This is a genomic window from uncultured Arcticibacterium sp., assembly GCF_964021845.1.
In the GTDB taxonomy this organism is placed as follows: Bacteria; Bacteroidota; Bacteroidia; order Cytophagales; family Spirosomataceae; genus Arcticibacterium.
In genome coordinates this window covers 289,515-307,079 of record NZ_CAXHZC010000006.1, presented here as the reverse complement: position 1 = coordinate 307,079, position 17,565 = coordinate 289,515, and the positions used below count along the sequence as shown (strand labels likewise).

Here is a 17,565-nt window from a genome sequence, read left to right as displayed (position 1 = left end):
TCTGATTTATTTGCATTTTCACTCGTTTTATACCTAAGTTGTCGAAATAATCATTTGCTTTTTTGTTAAATAGCAAATACTGGAATTGATTTATGTACGCAATTGACAAATAAATTTCCGAAGGAGAACAATTTTACGGAATATTTTCGAATATTATAGATTATGATAAATTCTTATATCCCAGAAGGTGAAGTATATGATGAAATGTTTGAGTCGGACGGAACGGTTAGAAAACATTATGAATTATTATCAAATCATTTTGATAATTATGACATCACCACTTTTGCTAAATTAGCGAAAGAAGCGAAAGAAGTTTTTTTTAATAAAGGAATCACCTTTGCAGTCTACTCTGAAAACATGCAGGCTACGGAAAGGATATTTCCGTTTGACCTAGTACCAAGATTAATTACCACCTCAAAGTGGGAGCGATTGGAAGCAGGTATTTTGCAGCGAAACAAAGCGATAAACCTTTTTCTTAAGGACATTTATAACGAGCAGCGAATTTTCAAAGAGAATATAGTTCCTAGAGAATTGATAGAAAGCTCTGTCAATTTTCTTAAAGAAATGAAAGGCTTTGTACCTCCTGGTGGTATATATAACCATATTAATGGAAGTGATATTATAAGACATAATGATGGAGAATATTATGTTTTAGAAGATAATGTTAGATGTCCTTCTGGAGTGAGTTATGTTTATGCAAATAGGACCACTCTAAAGGAAACTTTCCCTCAGTTATTCTCTTCAAATAAAACAAGACAGGTAAATGATTATCCTTCTCACTTATTAGAGATGCTGCAGTCGGTGGCTCCTGAAAACCTAGATAGCGAACCTAGGTGTGTAGTTTTGACTCCCGGCGTTTTTAATTCAGCATATTACGAACATGCATGGCTGGCTCAATCTATGGGAATAGAACTGGTAGAAGGTAGAGATTTATACATTGAAAATGACAAGGTTTTTACACGTACGATAAATGGTCCTGCACAGGTTCATGTAATTTATAGAAGGGTTGATGATGCTTTTATAGACCCTGAAGTTTTTAATAAGGACTCTGTTCTTGGTGTAAAAGGTTTAATGCGGGCCTATAGAGCAGGTAATGTTAATATTGTGAACGCACCAGGTACTGGTGTGGCAGACGATAAGGCGGTTTATATTTACATGCCAGAAATTATAAAGTTCTATTTGGGAGAAGAGGCTAAGCTCAAGAATGTGCCTACATATAGGTGTGAGCTAGAAGACGATTACAAATATGTAATAGAAAACATTTCTAAACTAGTTGTCAAACCAGTGGATGAATCAGGTGGATATGGCATATCTATAGGGAATACATTAAATGAGCAGGAGATTGAAGAAGTCAAAAAAGCAATTTCTGCAAATAGAAGAAAGTATATTGCTCAGCCCATCATGAGCCTTTCCATGGCTCCTACATTTATTGAAGAAACGAAGACTATTGAACCGAGATATTTGGATTTGAGAACGTTCTGCCTTTTAGGAAAAAATAGTTCTTATGTTTTACCTGGTGGTCTAACAAGGGTCGCATTAAAAAAAGGAAACCTTATTGTAAACTCTTCTCAAGGTGGTGGTTCGAAAGACACTTGGGTGATTAAATAAAAGATTTATATGCTTTCAAGAATAGCTAACAATTTATATTGGGCAGGAAGAAATTTAGAACGGATGGAGCATATCGCTCGTTTTGTCCCCGTTAATTATTTTACTAGTCTGGATGGGCCTGCGGAGGTTAGTTTACAGTTTGTGCTTCGCAATATTAACTCTATGGCGGGTACGCTGTCAACAGATGATGAACTAGACCAGCAAAAGGTATTAAAAAATGTTGCCTTTGATAGGTCAAACCCTTCTTCTATTATTTCATGTGCCAATTTACTTAGAGAAAATTTTAGAGGAACACAGGATTTCATAAGTACTGAGCTATGGGAGGCTGTGAATAGCTTATACCATTATGTAGGAAGTTTTGATGAAGACGAGTATTTGAAATCTAGCATGAGTGAGTTCATGCTGAAAGTGCAAGACCAAGTAGTGCTGTGCAAGGCAAGAATAGACAGTACACTAATTCATGACCAAGGTTGGTCAGTGCTTAAAATAGGTTTGCTTTTAGAAAGAAGCTTTCAAATAACCCGAATTACGCAGCTTAAACTATACGATGAAGAAGCTCTAGAAGGTATAGACCCACTTCTTATTGACAATGAGTTTGGTAATCTTTTGAAAAGTTTAGAAGCTTTTGACATGAATAGGAAATTTTACAAAAAGCCTGTGAAGAAAAGAAGAGCATTAGAGTTTCTGATCTTTAATCAAAAGTTTCCGAGGTCACTGGCATTTTGTCTTTATGAATTTAAAGAAAGAATAAGCGATTTATCTCTAGATAAAAAAGGGAAAGATAATTCTATAAAACTTATAGCTAGAAATTTAAGAAACGAACTTTTTTATTATCAAATGGATGATATCGAAGGTAAAGAGATGGAATACCTTCAGGAGGTTCAGAAAAAGGTAATAGAAATGAATCAAATATTGGTAACGAATTACTTTGCTTATAGTTAGCGAATTATAGTTTTCTGTTGATTTTAAAAGAAAGAGCTCCATGCCAGGAGTTCTTTTTTTTATGGGCTTTTAATCCAAAAGAATCTCAGTGGCGTACATGCTGCATACAAAAAATGAAAAACACGAATTATGAAAAAGCAAATTAAAACGTTAGCACTTATTTTAGCAGGAATGGCTGCAAGTACAATGGTAAACGCTCAGACTGTGATGGTTGGAGGTGAAGCTATGTATGCTCAGAAGAACATAGTTGAAAATGCAGTAAACTCTAAAGACCACACCACTTTGGTGGCTGCGGTAAAAGCAGCAGGCCTAGTAGACGCTTTAATGGGAGACGGCCCTTTAACAGTTTTTGCTCCTGTAAACTCAGCATTTGATGCATTGCCAAAAGGAACAGTGGCTACGCTTCTTAAGCCAGAAAATAAGGATATGTTAAGTTCTATTTTAACTTATCATGTAGTAGCTGGGAAAATTGATGCCAACGAGCTAATGAAAATGATTAAGAAAGGTAAAGGAATGGCAACTATGAAAACTTTATCTGGAGCTACTCTTACTTTTAAAATGAATGGCGAGCATAACGTGATGGTCATTGATGAAAAAGGTGGAGCGGCAAACATTAGTGTGTATGACGTTTATCAAAGCAATGGCGTGATTCATTCTATTGACAAGGTTTTATTACCAAGCTAAATTTGAAAGGTAAACTCCCGGTGATACGATAAGCCGGGAGTTTCAAAAGACAATTAATTACTTTAGTTTTATATATTACAATTTTCTAAACTGAATACATTTTGGCTACAAAAACAAACAGATATTCAGAAGACGAATTAGTAGGTGCGTTGAAAAAAAATCAACGGCATGCATTTGAGTACTTGTATGATAATTATTCTTCTGCCCTATTTGGGGTCATTTCAAGAATAATTCCGGACGAGGAAAAAGCTGCAGACTTATTACAGGAAGTTTTTCTGAAAATATGGAAAAAAATTGGTGACTATGAGCCTAGCAAAGCAAAGCTCTACACCTGGATGATGAACATTGCTCGCAACGCGTCCATTGATCTTTACAGAAAAGAAAAGAACAAGTATCATGTTGATATTAATGATCAAATTGGATTGATTGACGAGAACAAACAAGATCAAATCTCCGTAAACACTATTGATTTACGAGGGATTGTAGATAAACTAAAACCAGAGAGAAAGGTTTTGTTAGACTTGGTTTACTTGCAGGGTTATACGCAGCAGGAAGCCGCCGAGAAACTAGACATTCCGTTGGGAACAGCGAAGTCTAGAATTAGGACAGCATTACAGGATCTTAAACTCTATTATGCAGCATGAACATTAAAGAATTTATAGAATCATCAGGGATGCTGGAGGATTATGTTTTAGGACACCTTCCAGATAAGGAGGCAGCAGGTATAGAATGCCTGGCTCAAACCTATCCCGAAATAAAACAGGAAATTGAAGTGTTAAATCTATCACTAGGGAAATATGCGGCAGTCTACGAGAAGGAGCCACCGGCTTTTCTCAAGGATCAGATTTTCTCTCAGATGACTTTCGCAGAAGATGAGGAAGTACAAGAAGAGGAAAGCCTGCCTGAAGCTTACGAAGAGATAACAGCAGAGACTGAAATAGAAGAAGTGAGAATTATTCCTCTTTGGAGTAAGATGGCTTTGGCCGCATCGGTTCTTTTAGCAGCAGTAACAGCATGGATGGTTTCTGAAAATAAGCAACTGAAAACAGAATCAACAGAGCTGAGCGAAAGAGTAGAAAACTTAGAAGGCTCTTTTAACTCTAGCAGCGAGCTGTTAGCAGAGTTTCAGAATCCAGTTAACAAGATTGTTAAACTAGGAGGAACGGAAGCCCAGCCAGAAGCAGCAGTAACTGTTATGTGGAATCAGAAAGATAACTCTGTGGAGCTCATGGTAAATAACCTGCCAAAGGCGGCAGATGGTAAACAGTACCAGCTTTGGATAATTGGCGAAAACGGACCAGAAGATATGGGTATGCTTGATAATGACTTTGAAGGGAAACTTCTGTCAATGAAAGCAGTGAACGGAACCCCTTCTGCATTTGCCATTACTTTAGAAAAAGCTGGCGGCGTACCAAGCCCCACTTTAGAGCAGCTCTACGTAATAGGAAACGTATAAAGATTGTAGCCGGATATCGTTCATCCACACCATAATAGCCCCTTTGGGGCTTTTGGTGTGGATGGGCGTTTAGTTTGATTAATTACATAGAAAATGCAGTCTCATAGGCATTTTCGAAACTTATTATTTTTCAAATCTTTGATCAAATTTGTCTATTTGTATTTGAGACGACAGGCTATTAAATGGATACTTGGCTTTGGCAAGGGTTGATTCTTTAAGATGGTGCTGAAGGCTAAGTTCCTTAAGCTGAAAGTTAAAATAAAACAGCATCTTTGAGGTATGGCTTTGTCAACCGAAGGTCTTGGTCAAAAGCCTCGAAGTGGTTTTCTTCTATTATTTTTCCATTCTCAACTTTCAAATCACCTACATAAGGAAGAGCAAACGCTTTACTAAAATTGGCTTTAATTGTTATCTACAGAGAATCCCTGGAGAAAGAATATTTTCAGAAATGGTTTTTCTGTTAACCCTGGATTTACCAAATTTCTTCCTTCAAAATTGAATTAAGCAGAAACTACGATGGTGTGATTGAGTTCATAGCCGTTTTCAATAGAACCAGATACACCCGCTAGTTCGTTTGCATAGCCATCTCTGAAAATACCATCTTTAGTATTGGATGTGTCTTGGGTTCCATTAGTGTAAATGGAACTGGCATTTGTGAATACATTATCACAAACCTCCTTAGGGAAGGCTATTTGAGTCACTAAAAGTGATTTTCCTGAACTATCAAATATTTGAACATGAATATGGGTGGCCCTACCCGGATACCAACCAGGAAAAATAGTTTTGAATGCTACTAGTCCATCGGCATTTGATATTTGTCGGCCCCTTAAAAAGTTTTCGGAAGCGTAACTACTTGCTCCATATTGTGAGTAGTTTCCTCCGGCATCACAGTGCCATATATCTACTATAGCTCCCACTAAGGGAGTACAGTTATCATTTATGTTTTTTATAGTAATGTAGCTATTCATAAGCACACCTTCTCTATTTGAAGTAATGTCTTCCATGACGTAAGAGGCAGGGCTTTTTGTTGGAAAAGGTCCAGCGGTCTCAGTGTTTGTTACCTCGCAGTTTTCTGAGGAAGAGCCATTAGTACTTCCTTCCGTTTCTGAAATAATTTCAGGGTTAAGGCTTTTTGACGACTGACAGCCAAGTAAAGTGGAGGTAATAATACCAGTACCAGCTTTTCGTAAAAATTCTATTCTTTTCATTCTCTTAGTTTTCTTTCTTAACGTAAAATTCAGGAGAAAAGAGGCTCGCAGAAAGATTTCTTCATCTTATATTTTTATTTTTTTTGGGAATCATACAAATCTACTGACTTGTAAGCCTCAGGGCTGTTTCTTTATGCTTTATAGCTTGAAAAGCCCATTTGACACGTATTGTTTTATTGAGAAATTGTTCCCAGAATACCAGTTTTGCTCTTTTCTTTTATCAATTACTGATCTTTTTATTTTTGCTAGGCGTAGATAGCTTGAATACAATTTTTTGAATTTAACAACATAAGATTATGAAAAGTAAAGCTGTAAAGGTAGAACGCGAAAGGGGGGCAAACAGAAGACAGTTCCTCAAGATCAGTGGTCTCACAATGATGAGTGCAGGAGTATTGGTGGCTTGTGATAAGGATGATGATATGATGACTCCTACACCAGGTCCAGATCCAATATTTGACCTTGGTGAAGGAGATTTAGGAGTGCTAAACTATGCGTATGCATTGGAGCAACTAGAGGCCGACTTTTATTCTAAGGTTGTAAATTCATTTTATTCTGGAATTTCGGATGTTGAAAAACAAGTATTGACAGATTTATATAATCATGAGGTTAACCACAGAGAGTTTTTTAAGGCAGCTTTAGGAGTTGCTACTGGAGGAGACACTAGTTTGGTAACACCAACTTTAGAGTTTGACTATGGAGGATTAGATTTCAATAATCGTGATGCGGTTTTGGGCACAGCTAAAGTTCTGGAAGATACAGGAGTGGCGGCTTATAACGGAGCAGGATACCTAATTACTAATCCTGATTATTTATTGATTGCAGGTAAAATTGTTTCTATTGAGGCAAGACACGCCTCAGCTATTCGGTCTTTAATTAACCCTAATTCGGCGGATTTTGCTGGTGATGATATCGTTACGGAAGCTGATGGCTTAGATGCGGCTATGGCTCCATCGGCTATTTTGGCTGCTGTCGGAGCTACTGGCTTTGTTAAAACAGTATTCACCGCAAATAAATTACCTTAATAATTAAACAGAATAACATTATGAAACTTATAAATTTTTTAAACGAATTCACTACTGACAAAATTCAGGAAGATGTAGTAAGCTCAAGAAGAGACATGTTTTCTTCATTTTCAAAAATAGGGAAGAACTTGGCAATGTCGGCACTTCCTTTAGGTTTAGGACTTTCAACAGTAGCTACTAAGGCTCATGCCAGAAAACCAGGTGATGCTGTTTCTGCGTTGCAACTAGCTCTTACTTTAGAGTACCTGGAAGACGAGTTTTACGATTTAGCACTTCAATCGGGTGTAATTCCAGCTGGAACTAGAGAAGAGAAAGTTTACATGCAAATATCTAAGCATGAGCAGGCACACGTTGACTTTTTAGTTGCTGGTTTAACAGCAGCAGGAGTAACGCCAGTTAGCAAACCTACTTTCGACTTTACAGTAGGTGGAGCTTTTGACCCATTTAATGATAATGGTATTGGTCAAGATACTGCCTATGCACAGTTATTAGCACTTGCTCAAGCCTTTGAAGATACTGGTGTAAGAGCCTACAAAGGGCAAGCGGGAGAATTAATGGGAACGCCGTATCTTACCCCTGCTCTTCAGATTCACTCAGTAGAAGCAAGACATGCTTCTGAGATTAGAAGAATTAGAGGATTGAAAGGTTGGATTACTGGAAGCGAAAGAGGAGAAGGCATGCCGGCCCCAACGCAAGCTGTTTATGATGGCGAAGAGAATTTTACTCAAGCTGGAGTAGATTTGACAACGTTGGGAACAGGATCTCCATTTACCATTGAAGCTTCTTCTGAAGCCTATGATGAGGCAATCACAGGAGATACTGCAGTTGCCATTGCTAGTCTTTTTATTGTTTCTTAAATAATTAGGGAGTAAAAAATATGTAACGCCTCAGGAAGAACTTTCTGAGGCGTTTTTTTGTATACTAAAAGATCGAACCATCTCAGTTGAGTCTACTTTTGGCTTATCCAGAAACTGCTATTGAGGTAAATGATAGAGTTTTAAATGCCATATAATGAGTTATTTATCTTTTATTTTCATGACATCGATCTAAATCTGTTCCTCAACTCGTAGCTAACCCGAATTCAAAATTAAAACAAAAAAATATTATGAAAAGGTTACAAAAAATTTGGGGAGTAGCAGCTCTTTTTGCTGTAGGAATCGGCATCGTTGCTGCTGACCACATTGACGCACCGGGCGTTCAAGGTACAACTGCCGACATTACTGACTATTATGCATTCCAAGGTGAGAATACAGACAACATGGTGTTTGTTGCCAATGTTCAGGGGCTTCTAAGTCCGGCGGCCACAGGAGCAGCTGCTTTTGATGAAAATGTTATGATAGAGTTTAACATTGATAACACGGGTGACAATGTTGAGGACTTAGTTATTCAGGCTATCCCGAGAGATGGCAAAATGTATTTCTTTGGTCCAGTAGCACCATCAGCTCCGGGAGTGAGTAGCATGGTTATGGAGTCTGCTCCTATGGCATCAGTAGACATTACGGCTTACGGAAGTCAGGCGGTAGTAGCCACTGAAAATGAAATGACTGTTTTTGCAGGTCCTAGAGATGACCCATTCTTTTTTGATTTTGGTAAGTACACAGAAATTATTGGCGGAACAGCTACAGCTTTTGATGCTGTAGGAACTGACACTTTTGCAGGTTCAAATGTACTTTCTGTGGTGGTAGAACTTCCTAAATCTGTTTTAGGCGGCTCAGGTACATTAGCTACGTGGGTAGAAGCGAAAAGAAAATAATTAATCAATTACAATAACATTTAGATCAAGATGAAAAAGATATTAAGAAATATAATGGGAATAGCTCTAGTAGGAGCTTTAGCTTTAACTAGCTGCGACAATGATGATGATATGATGAGCCCAGTAATGCCAACGCCTACAGGCCCAGACTTTAGTGGAACTTACATGACTGCCGACCAAATGGGGCGTCCTGCAATAAATACAGTTTTTGTTTCATCAAGCATGAAAGATGAATTTAACGTAACGCCACCTTCTGAGCAAGGAGCAAAATACGCTTCGGCTTTTGCGGCAGGTCTTATGGGCTTGAGCCCAGCTTATGCTAATGCAGGAGATAAAAATGCTTTAGGATTAGATGCAGCTACTTTTGGTTCTGTCTTAGCTACAGATGTATTGACGGTTTCTACTACGGCACCTACTACATTCTTTGACGGTACTAACGTTTTAACAGGAAGAAACCTTTCTGATGACGTAATTACAGTTGAGCTATTATTGATTTTTGGTGGAGAAGATTTTTCTGAAAATCCAACATTGTCAGATGACAACGTAAGCTCAAATGATAAGGACTTTAGTACTTCTTTTCCATATCTAGCCAGTCCTTGGTAAGATAAAAAACAAAATATTTGGGGTGGGTTTTACCTACCCCTATTTTAAAACAATAAACATTTAACGATTATGAAAAGGCTACAACTACTAATAATCTTAATGGGTATTCTTGCATTTTCTTGCGACGCTCCCATCAAAGATACTGTTACAAATCCATCAGACTACAATCAATACCTTACTTCAAACCTAGAGAACGAAAAGCTAGTTTTTGCAAAGAGTGAATTAGATTTTTGGTCAAATAAGTTTCAAAAGGCACCTAACCAGAGCACTTACTTAAGTAAAATAGCTGCCGCCAATACCGAATTATTTGCCTTAACAGGCCAAATAGACTATTTGAACACCGCCGCTAAACAATTGGCTAAAGTGAATGAAATGAGGTTTTCAACAAGTGCTTCGGTACTTCGTACACTGGCTAAAACTAAAATAACACAACACCAATTTCAAGAAGCAGACAAATACTTAACTCTTGCGGACTCTTTAGGTGAAAATAAAGGTGCTACTCAGAAAATGATTTTTGATGTAGCTATGGAGCTTGGCGAGTATGAAAAAGCAGGTTCAATCCTGAAAAAACTAAGCGAAAAAGAAGACTTTGATTACCTTATAAGATTAGCGAAATGGCGTGATTATAATGGTGATACAGAAGGTGCTATAGAGCAACTTAAGCTTGCCACCATTAAGGCAGAAGAGTTAGATAGCGACGACCTTAGACTTTGGATATATTCTAACATTGCAGACTTTTATGGTCACGTGGGTAGTATTGAAAAATCTTATGCTCATTATCTTAAAGCTTTGGAAATTGACCCAAATTACGTCTATGCCCTTAAAGGAATTGCATGGATAACATTTTCATACGAGAAAAACACTGAGGAGGCCGAAAGGATTATCGCCGCTATTGAAAGAAAGCATGAGGCTCCCGATTATAATTTATTAAAAGCGGAAATAGCGAAATACCAAGGAAACACAGCGAAAGAAACAGAACTTAAAGAAAAGTTCATATCGCTGGTTTCTTCTACTAAATATGGTGATATGTACAATGCATATTTGGTGACAATGTTAGAAAACAATCCAGAAAAGGCTTTAGAATTAGCAAAAAAGGAAGTCGCCAATAGACCCACGCCGCAGTCTTATCAATTACTTTCTTCTGCTTATTATCAAAACGGCAACAAATCCGAAGCTTTGTTAATAGCTAATAATAAGGTGAAAGGGAAAACGTATGAACCAAAGAGTTTAATTCACCTGGCTCAGTTATATAAAGCAGCCGGAAATGAAGAAAATGTTACGGATTTGAAAAATGAATTGAAAGGGAGTTACTTTGAGGTAGGGCCTAACATGGAAACAATTATAAAAAGCCTTTAATCATGAAGAAACTTCTAATTATATCATTATTTTTTCTAGTATCTCCTCTTTTTGCACAGCAGTTTAGCGGAAGAGTGGTAGACACGAATAAGTCAGGAATTCCTGAAGTATCTATAAGAATAGTAGGTACTAACAAATACGCAAAGACCGATTTTAACGGAAACTTTAAAATTGACAATGTCAATACTGGAGATATACTCAGCTTTAATATGCTTGGTTTTGGTTCTCAGTTAATAGTTTTTAATGAAGAAACTAAAAGTGAAATAGTATTAACAGAAGCTTTCATATCTCTTGATGGGGTGGAGGTGAGGCCAGAAATGGATGCCATGCAGGTTTTTGCAGATGTTAATATTGAGGTTAATCCTGTAAACTCCTCTCAAGATTTATTAAGAATGGTGCCAGGGCTTTTTACTGGACAGCATGCAGGTGGAGGTAAGGCAGAACAAATTTTCTTAAGAGGTTTTGACATAGACCACGGTACAGACCTTAATATTTCTGTAGACGGTATGCCAGTCAATATGGTTTCTCATGCTCATGGTCAAGGCTATTCAGATTTGCACTTTGTGATTCCTGAAACGATAGAAGGAATTGAGTTTTCAAAAGGTAGTTATAATGCAGACCAAGGTAACTTTGCCACAGCAGGAAGTGTATCTTTTAAGACAAAAGAAAGAATTGATAAGAGCTCAGTAAGTGTAGAGTACGGAAGCTTTAATCATAAAAGAGCCTTAGGTTTATTTAATTTAGTGGCAGACCGTTCTGCAAAAAATCAAGCATATATAGCATCTGAATATATTTATAGTGACGGGCCGTTTGTCTCACCTCAAAACTTTAACAGGTTTAATATAATGGGAAAATGGAACAATCAAATTTCAAGTACAGAAAAACTAGTAGTAGCTGGTTCGTACTTTGGAAGTAAATGGGACGCTTCTGGTCAAATACCAGAAAGAGCAGTAGCTTCAGGTTTGATTAGTCGTTTTGGTGCTATTGATGATACAGAAGGTGGAAACACTTCTAGAACTAACGCATCGGTATCTTACTTTAAGTCTTTTGGGAATAACACTACATTAGAGTCAAGGGCATTTTACACCAATTATGACTTTCTGTTATTTTCTAACTTCACCTTCTTTGCTGAAAATCCTATAAATGGAGACCAAATAAAACAAGCAGAAAATAGAAACTTATTAGGTTTTGAAACCTCGTTTACAAAAGAATTTAACGGGTTTACCCTTAACACAAACGGCGGTATAAGGTCTGACTTTATTAGAGATAATGAGCTAAGCAGAACAGAAAACAAGACCACGGTGCTTAGCAGAGTCTATTATGGAAATATAGATGAGACCAATACTTATTTAAACTTAAATACGGTTTTCAAATTTAGAAACTTTAGTATGATTCCTGGCTTACGTGTTGATCATTTTTATTTCAATTATAATGATAAGCTTTCTGACGACGGAATAGGCAATACTGAACAGAGTGTTTTAGTTAGTCCGAAATTAAGTTTCATTTTGCAGCCCAGCCCTGAAGCACAGTTTTTCCTGAAAACAGGAACAGGTTATCACTCCAATGATAGTAGGGCGGTAATTTTCAAAAACAATAATCAAGTACTGCCTCGATCTTATGGAGCGGATTTAGGAACGGTCTTAAAAATTAACAGGCGTATACTATTAAATGCCACTTTATGGGCACTTAATTTAGACCAAGAGTTTGTTTATGTAGGAGATGAAGGTATAGTGGAGCCAAGCGGAAAAACGAATAGGCTAGGAGCAGACTTAGGACTTAGGGCTCAAATAACAGACAGATTGTTTTTTGATTCTGATATTACCTATTCATACGCCAGAAGTAAAGATGAGCCAGCAGGTGAAAATTATATTCCATTAGCTCCAGCTCTAACATTTACTGGAGGTTTGGCCATTACAAACTGGAATGGTTTCTCTGGTGGAATCAAAACAAGAGTTTTAGGTAAAAGACCTGCCAATGAAGATTATTCTATAACGGCAGAAGGCTACTTTATTACTGATGCAAATGTTAATTACGAATTTGGCAAGTGGAGATTGGGTCTTAATATTCAAAACCTTTTTAATTCGTCTTGGAATGAAACCCAATTTGCTACTACTTCTAAACTTTTTAATGAGGTAAGCCCTGTGGAAGAAATTCATTTTACGCCAGGTGCCCCCTTCTCATTAAGAACGAGCATTGCTTTAAGATTTTAAAACCCCGATTTGTACAAGAAGGCTTCCCCGTTTTGGGGAAGCTTTTTCCATTTTTTCCATTTTTTACTAGTTATACCATAGGGAATGGTTGTTTAAATGACAGCCTTACAAGGAGTGTTTCCTATTTATAAATTATAACGAAAAGTAAAATAAGAATGAGAAAGCAAAGTAGAATTTTAGCTTTAGGAGTGTTGGCTTTATCGATGTTCGCATTTTCTTGCGATGATAATGATTCTACACCAAAAGGTGACATTAATGATCCAGATCAAGCTCAAGGAAGCTTAAGTTTTGGTATTACAGATGCCCCTATTGATCAAGCAGATGTTTCGGCGGCTTTCATAACCGTGACAGAAATCAAAGTAGACGGACAAACGTTTGGTGGTTTTCAAGGGCCTAAAACTTTCAATCTTCTTGAACTTCAAAATGGCACCTCACTTGACTTAGGCCAAGGTAACGTGGCTGCTGGTTCATATTCAAGTCTAGAGTTAGTTATTGATGCAGAAAGTGACGCCACGGGTTCTGGTCCGGGATGTTATATTCTTAAAACAGATGGGACTAAAGAGAAACTAGAATTGGCTTCTGGAAGTGCTACATCTATTACCATGGCTCCTAGCGACTTTAAAGTTGAGGAAAACGCAAATACAGAAATCATTATGGATTTTGACTTGAGAAAGTCTGTTAAATCTTCTGGTGGTGATTATTCTTTTGTGACAAACAATGAATTAAACGCTGCAGTGAGAGCAGAAAATAAAGCTATGACTGGTGCCATAAAAGGTAAAATTGATAATGCTGCAGCAGCTAGCGGAAAAGTAGTGGTTTATGTTTACGAAAAAGGAACATTTGACGCAAGTACTGAAACTTCAGGTCAAGGAAGTAGTGAGGTAATGTATGCCAATGCAGTAAGTAGTGCTAAAGTAAATGCAGATGGTACGTTCAACCTGTCTTTCCTATCTGAAGGAAACTACGAGATTCAGTGTGATATGCCGGAGGAAGGCGATTCAGGATTAGGATTGAGCACTCTTTTAGAGCTAGAGAGTAGTGTAGACTTAAGTAATGTAGGTGTTAATGCAGGAGCAGAAACTAACCTAAACTTATCGCTAAAGCTTGATGGTATCCTTGGTGGTTCAATAAATTTGTAAGGAAGTATAAACCCTTCGGGGCTGAAAGCGGCTGTCATTTCTGGCAGTCGCTTTTATTTTTACTGTGATCTGAACAGAAAAAGGCTCTGATGTCCTTTTAAAACCTCAACCTTTGTCAAACAAAGGTGATTTATCAAGGATTTTATCAATCAAGTTATCTGGAATCTGGTTGACAGAGTTTTTGAGTCTTTCCGCCCAAAAGTCAGTAATTTCTTCTAGGTATTTTTCATCTAACCTATGTTCTTCTAGCTCAAATGTTTCTCTATTAAATATCAAAATAGTTGTTTTCTAATTTGAATCAGATAATACTTTTTTGAACATGTCTCGGAGCTTTTATTACTTGAATCCGCCTGACCCAAACTGATATCACTTAACTTTTAAAACGCTTCCTGCCCTTATATCCAATACTGCTCCATTTGCGTTATCAATAGAATTGGCAAATCCAGTCTCGCTAGGATTTAGAACTACCTTATGTGGGTTATTTATATATACGTCTTCTGCCAAAGATGGTACACGGCCACACGCCCAAGTTGTTGTACTTGTCCAATTGCCCGTAGATGCGGAATAAAGCTTTACTCCACTAGCACAAGAAACATTTAGTAATGTGGATTTAGTAGCCGACCATTTACCATCCTCATTCTTCGCTCTTAGGTGAATGTAATGATCACCCGTTGGGATGTTTATTAAAGACAGTGGAAAGTTCAGATTTACTTCAAAAGAAGGGTTTGGGCTAAAAGGAATGTTTATACCATTCCCATACCCAGGGTCTGTGTCGAGATAATATTCCAAAGCCATAATTTTAGAAGCTGCATTATTTATCGTACTAGACCAAACTATAAACGGCACTGCATTAGCGATAGACCATGCCCCCCTCTTTGTCCTTGTTCTGACATGAAGGAAATGAAAGCCCGGGGAAATGCCAGAAGGAATGGCTATGATTATGGCTACGTTACCACTTGAGTTTGGACTTATTGTTTGAATAGTATTGCTACCAAAGCCTAAATCTGTATCCCAAAAGTATTCAATTCGGTTAATGCCATCGCTATTAGATGTGCCTGATGTGGCATTGAAGACTAAAAGATGAATTGGCTTGACAAGCGACCATCGGTTTCTCAAAACCCCGCCTCCGCTATTCGAACCTCGAATGTTAAGCGTATGAACTCCTGGAGTTAAGGAAATAGGAATAACGATGTTTTTGTTGAAATTAACATTTGAACCAGCCGGCACACCTGTTAATACCGTACCATTACCAAAACCTGGGTCGCTATCAAAAAAGTACTCCATAGCCGCAAAACTTTGACAATGAACGGAATAACTAACCAGTATAAGAAATGAAATTGTAAGAAGCTTTTTCATTTCAATTTTGGTTTACCGCCTGAATATTAACTGTAATTGTTTGACCAGCTGCGGCACCAGATGGGGTACTTACTTCTAGTATATTTGGGCCTTCAGGTATGCCATTTAAGACATAAGGGTCAGGGCCTCCGAAGGCTCCGCAATCAACACCGTCTAAACCAGCACCAATTGCAGCAGAACTTGATTTCAATTGAAAACGAGCGTCTAGAAGGGCTCCTGAAAAACTTGGGTATCCACTAAATTCATTACTAAAACTTGTCAGACTAATATTGGTTGGTTGGGATGTAATGTAGTGGGTATCTCTAAAAATATTATGTACGAAGGTGGAGTTAGTAGGGTAGTTCCCATCAGGTTTAGATGGGTAATAGCAACTAGAGTAAATAATATTGTTAAAAAAAGGCATTTCATAACTATCATCAAACTCTTGATTACAGTTTCCTTCATTAAGTATCGTATTATTTATTGCAACTCCAGTACAAGAAGAACACACCTCAATATCATCAATTATAATATTGTTTTTTATTATTGTATTAGTTGGGTCGAGCGAAAAATCAATCCTGCTTTCAATATAGTTTTGTAAAATTTGGCAATTAGAGATTTTTATATTCTGATACGACGCACTGCTTAATCGACCGATATAAATAGAACCATGTACCAAATTTCTCTTAACTGTGATATTGTCCGCACCAACATAAATACTATTGGAAATGGTCATGCCTGTAATTGTTGAATTATCTGACCCCTCTATAAACCTTACCTGACTCACTTCTGTATTTAGCGTGCCAAGTTTATAGCCTTTACCAATAATGAAAACTTGTTTGTCAACAACAATAGAATTACCAGATGTATGCTCCACTAGAAAAATAGAACCGGAAGTGGCATTATTAATTTCAGTCTGTAAATCCATGCCAACAGTAACACGGATTATACCTTGGCCATTTGCCTGATTAAGAATTAAATTGACAATAAAAAGGGCCATGAGGCTTGATGAAACTTTTTTCATATATCTAAGTTGGTTTATGTATGTATTCAAACCTACTTAGTTATTCTTTAGGCTACAAGCATTAAACAACGAGTGACTTACTAAGACCAAGCAATAGCCCGAAAGGGACAAGGAGTGTTTTTAGTTAAATATTAGGGCGATTTAGCTAGGGTAATTAACTCAAAAAAATAAAAAATGGCCCGGGATACAAAGAAAGCGTGTTGGACAGTAATAGTATGACATTTAAAAATTATCTAGCTATCGTAACACTGCATTAAGTAGTTCTTCAAATTGAAAAGAGAAGCCAGAACAGTAGATATCCCGATGGTAGAAACCTCATATGTACTAGCGACTACCTTGGATTTAGAAAAAGGGGAAAATAACATCAACCTTTGTCAAACAAAGGTGATTTATCAAGAATTTTATCAATTAAGTTATCTGGAATCTGGTTGACAGAGTTTTTGAGTCTTTCCGCCCAAAAGTCAGTAATTTCTTCTAGGTATTTTTCATCTAACCTATGTTCTTCTAGCTCAAATGTTTCTCTATTAAATATCAAAACATCAATAGGGAAACCAACATCGCTAGCACAAACTCTGGTAGAATCAAAAGATAAGAAACCTGTTTTTAAAGCAAACTCAAGGCTAGAGTCATAATTGATAGTTCGCTGAAGCACAGGTTTGCCATAGCCGGAGTTTCCAATAATCATAAATGGTGTTCCTTCACCCACTTCTATCCAGTTTCCTTCTGGATAAAGTAGGTATAGTTTTGGCTCTGTATCACCGGGCATCTGACCACCTACAATCGTGAAAATATTGAAATTGATACCACTTTTAGCTAAAATATCTCTATCCTCGGCAGCTACTCGCTTTATCTGCTTTCCTAGAGCATTTACAGCCTGATACATTTTATCAAAGCCTTCGGTTTCGTCAAGCAACTCCTCAAAATAGCAAAGCACCTTATCTCTTACAGACCTCAAACCTGAAGTCATTATAAAAATAGGATGTTTCCCATATTTATGAACAAAAACTTTTTTGGCTGTGGTGGTTTCTGAGCCTGAGGTAATTCTGGTATCTGCTAAAGCTACCAATCCTTTTCTCAATTTTATTCCTAAACAATAAGTCACTTTATTCTGCTTTAATTTATGATCGGCACAAAGTTATTCCACTTCCACTACTTTGCTAATATTAGGAATGTTTTTTTACGGTCTATTGAAGATATTAATAGGAGAAGTGTCGTTCTAGGTAAT

At 37.3% G+C, this 17,565-nt stretch carries 17 protein-coding genes; 12 read left to right on the top strand and 5 right to left on the bottom strand.

Features of this window, described 5'->3' with window-relative positions; genetic code table 11:
* Nucleotides 1-162: 162 nt before the first annotated feature.
* From AADJ06_RS17470 to AADJ06_RS17450, 5 genes are all read left to right on the top strand, one after another.
* Complete coding sequence (locus AADJ06_RS17470) at nt 163-1,608, top strand: circularly permuted type 2 ATP-grasp protein (RefSeq protein WP_341227775.1); 1,446 nt, start codon at nt 163-165, stop codon at nt 1,606-1,608.
* 9 nt (nt 1,609-1,617) lie between these two features.
* Nucleotides 1,618-2,550, top strand: coding sequence for an alpha-E domain-containing protein (locus tag AADJ06_RS17465; protein WP_341227774.1), 933 nt, complete (start codon nt 1,618-1,620; stop codon nt 2,548-2,550).
* A gap of 129 nt (nt 2,551-2,679) precedes the next feature.
* Nucleotides 2,680-3,234 carry a fasciclin domain-containing protein gene (locus tag AADJ06_RS17460; protein ID WP_341227773.1) on the top strand — a complete coding sequence of 185 codons (555 nt, stop codon included), beginning with the start codon at nt 2,680-2,682 and terminating at the stop codon, nt 3,232-3,234.
* Nucleotides 3,235-3,335: 101 nt separating this feature from the next.
* A complete protein-coding gene (locus AADJ06_RS17455) occupies nt 3,336-3,878 on the top strand; it encodes a sigma-70 family RNA polymerase sigma factor (RefSeq protein ID WP_341227772.1) in 543 nt (180 codons plus the stop codon).
* Entirely contained in the window at nt 3,875-4,690 is an 816-nt protein-coding gene (locus AADJ06_RS17450; RefSeq protein WP_341227771.1) for an anti-sigma factor, read from the top strand. Before AADJ06_RS17455 ends, AADJ06_RS17450 begins: the two co-directional genes overlap by 4 nt.
* 500 nt (nt 4,691-5,190) lie before the next feature.
* Here AADJ06_RS17450 and AADJ06_RS17445 read toward each other — a convergent pair whose 3' ends face one another.
* Entirely contained in the window at nt 5,191-5,898 is a 708-nt protein-coding gene (locus AADJ06_RS17445; protein WP_341227770.1) for an intradiol ring-cleavage dioxygenase, read from the bottom strand.
* 296 nt (nt 5,899-6,194) lie between these two features.
* On the opposite strand from AADJ06_RS17445, the gene AADJ06_RS17440 reads away from it, so the two are divergent.
* The 7 genes from AADJ06_RS17440 (at nt 6,195) to AADJ06_RS17410 (ending at nt 13,981) form a co-directional block, all read left to right on the top strand.
* Nucleotides 6,195-6,920, top strand: a complete 726-nt coding sequence (locus AADJ06_RS17440) for a ferritin-like domain-containing protein (protein WP_341227769.1) — start codon at nt 6,195-6,197, stop codon at nt 6,918-6,920.
* 20 nt (nt 6,921-6,940) lie between these two features.
* The gene (locus AADJ06_RS17435; RefSeq protein WP_341227768.1) at nt 6,941-7,777 is read left to right on the top strand and encodes a ferritin-like domain-containing protein; all 837 of its coding nucleotides are present in this window, start codon (nt 6,941-6,943) and stop codon (nt 7,775-7,777) included.
* 248 nt (nt 7,778-8,025) lie between these two features.
* Nucleotides 8,026-8,673 carry a DUF4331 family protein gene (locus tag AADJ06_RS17430; protein ID WP_341227767.1) on the top strand — a complete coding sequence of 216 codons (648 nt, stop codon included), beginning with the start codon at nt 8,026-8,028 and terminating at the stop codon, nt 8,671-8,673.
* Nucleotides 8,674-8,703: 30 nt separating this feature from the next.
* Nucleotides 8,704-9,276, top strand: coding sequence for a DUF4331 family protein (locus AADJ06_RS17425; protein ID WP_341227766.1), 573 nt, complete (start codon nt 8,704-8,706; stop codon nt 9,274-9,276).
* 69 nt (nt 9,277-9,345) lie between these two features.
* Complete coding sequence (locus AADJ06_RS17420; protein WP_341227765.1) at nt 9,346-10,632, top strand: hypothetical protein; 1,287 nt, start codon at nt 9,346-9,348, stop codon at nt 10,630-10,632.
* Nucleotides 10,633-10,634: 2 nt separating this feature from the next.
* Entirely contained in the window at nt 10,635-12,842 is a 2,208-nt protein-coding gene (locus AADJ06_RS17415; protein ID WP_341227764.1) for a TonB-dependent receptor plug domain-containing protein, read from the top strand.
* Nucleotides 12,843-12,997: 155 nt separating this feature from the next.
* The gene (locus tag AADJ06_RS17410) at nt 12,998-13,981 is read left to right on the top strand and encodes a DUF4382 domain-containing protein (RefSeq protein WP_341227763.1); all 984 of its coding nucleotides are present in this window, start codon (nt 12,998-13,000) and stop codon (nt 13,979-13,981) included.
* A 105-nt stretch (nt 13,982-14,086) separates the two neighbouring features.
* Here the strand turns inward: AADJ06_RS17410 and AADJ06_RS17405 are convergent, their stop codons facing one another.
* The 4 genes from AADJ06_RS17405 to AADJ06_RS17390 form a co-directional block, all read right to left on the bottom strand.
* Entirely contained in the window at nt 14,087-14,257 is a 171-nt protein-coding gene (locus AADJ06_RS17405; protein WP_341227762.1) for a hypothetical protein, read from the bottom strand.
* A 90-nt stretch (nt 14,258-14,347) separates the two neighbouring features.
* Nucleotides 14,348-15,337, bottom strand: coding sequence for a hypothetical protein (locus AADJ06_RS17400; protein WP_341227761.1), 990 nt, complete (start codon nt 15,335-15,337; stop codon nt 14,348-14,350).
* Nucleotide 15,338: 1 nt separating this feature from the next.
* Nucleotides 15,339-16,340 (bottom strand): hypothetical protein, encoded by a 1,002-nt coding sequence (locus AADJ06_RS17395; protein ID WP_341227760.1) that lies wholly within the window; start codon nt 16,338-16,340, stop codon nt 15,339-15,341.
* Between the two features lie 364 nt (nt 16,341-16,704).
* Nucleotides 16,705-17,442, bottom strand: a complete 738-nt coding sequence (locus AADJ06_RS17390; protein WP_341227759.1) for a peptidase — start codon at nt 17,440-17,442, stop codon at nt 16,705-16,707.
* Nucleotides 17,443-17,565 lie beyond the last annotated feature (123 nt).

Excerpts from the sequence above, each read along its gene's own strand:
- AADJ06_RS17470 (WP_341227775.1), top strand. The coding sequence starts at position 163 with ATGATAAATTCTTATATCCCAGAAGGTGAAGTATATGATGAAATGTTT.
- AADJ06_RS17465 (WP_341227774.1), top strand. The coding sequence starts at position 1,618 with ATGCTTTCAAGAATAGCTAACAATTTATATTGGGCAGGAAGAAATTTA.
- AADJ06_RS17460 (WP_341227773.1), top strand. The coding sequence starts at position 2,680 with ATGAAAAAGCAAATTAAAACGTTAGCACTTATTTTAGCAGGAATGGCT.
- AADJ06_RS17450 (WP_341227771.1), top strand. The coding sequence starts at position 3,875 with ATGAACATTAAAGAATTTATAGAATCATCAGGGATGCTGGAGGATTAT.
- AADJ06_RS17445 (WP_341227770.1), bottom strand. The coding sequence starts at position 5,898 with ATGAAAAGAATAGAATTTTTACGAAAAGCTGGTACTGGTATTATTACC.
- AADJ06_RS17440 (WP_341227769.1), top strand. The coding sequence starts at position 6,195 with ATGAAAAGTAAAGCTGTAAAGGTAGAACGCGAAAGGGGGGCAAACAGA.
- AADJ06_RS17435 (WP_341227768.1), top strand. The coding sequence starts at position 6,941 with ATGAAACTTATAAATTTTTTAAACGAATTCACTACTGACAAAATTCAG.
- AADJ06_RS17430 (WP_341227767.1), top strand. The coding sequence starts at position 8,026 with ATGAAAAGGTTACAAAAAATTTGGGGAGTAGCAGCTCTTTTTGCTGTA.
- AADJ06_RS17425 (WP_341227766.1), top strand. The coding sequence starts at position 8,704 with ATGAAAAAGATATTAAGAAATATAATGGGAATAGCTCTAGTAGGAGCT.
- AADJ06_RS17420 (WP_341227765.1), top strand. The coding sequence starts at position 9,346 with ATGAAAAGGCTACAACTACTAATAATCTTAATGGGTATTCTTGCATTT.
- AADJ06_RS17415 (WP_341227764.1), top strand. The coding sequence starts at position 10,635 with ATGAAGAAACTTCTAATTATATCATTATTTTTTCTAGTATCTCCTCTT.
- AADJ06_RS17410 (WP_341227763.1), top strand. The coding sequence starts at position 12,998 with ATGAGAAAGCAAAGTAGAATTTTAGCTTTAGGAGTGTTGGCTTTATCG.
- AADJ06_RS17400 (WP_341227761.1), bottom strand. The coding sequence starts at position 15,337 with ATGAAAAAGCTTCTTACAATTTCATTTCTTATACTGGTTAGTTATTCC.
- AADJ06_RS17395 (WP_341227760.1), bottom strand. The coding sequence starts at position 16,340 with ATGAAAAAAGTTTCATCAAGCCTCATGGCCCTTTTTATTGTCAATTTA.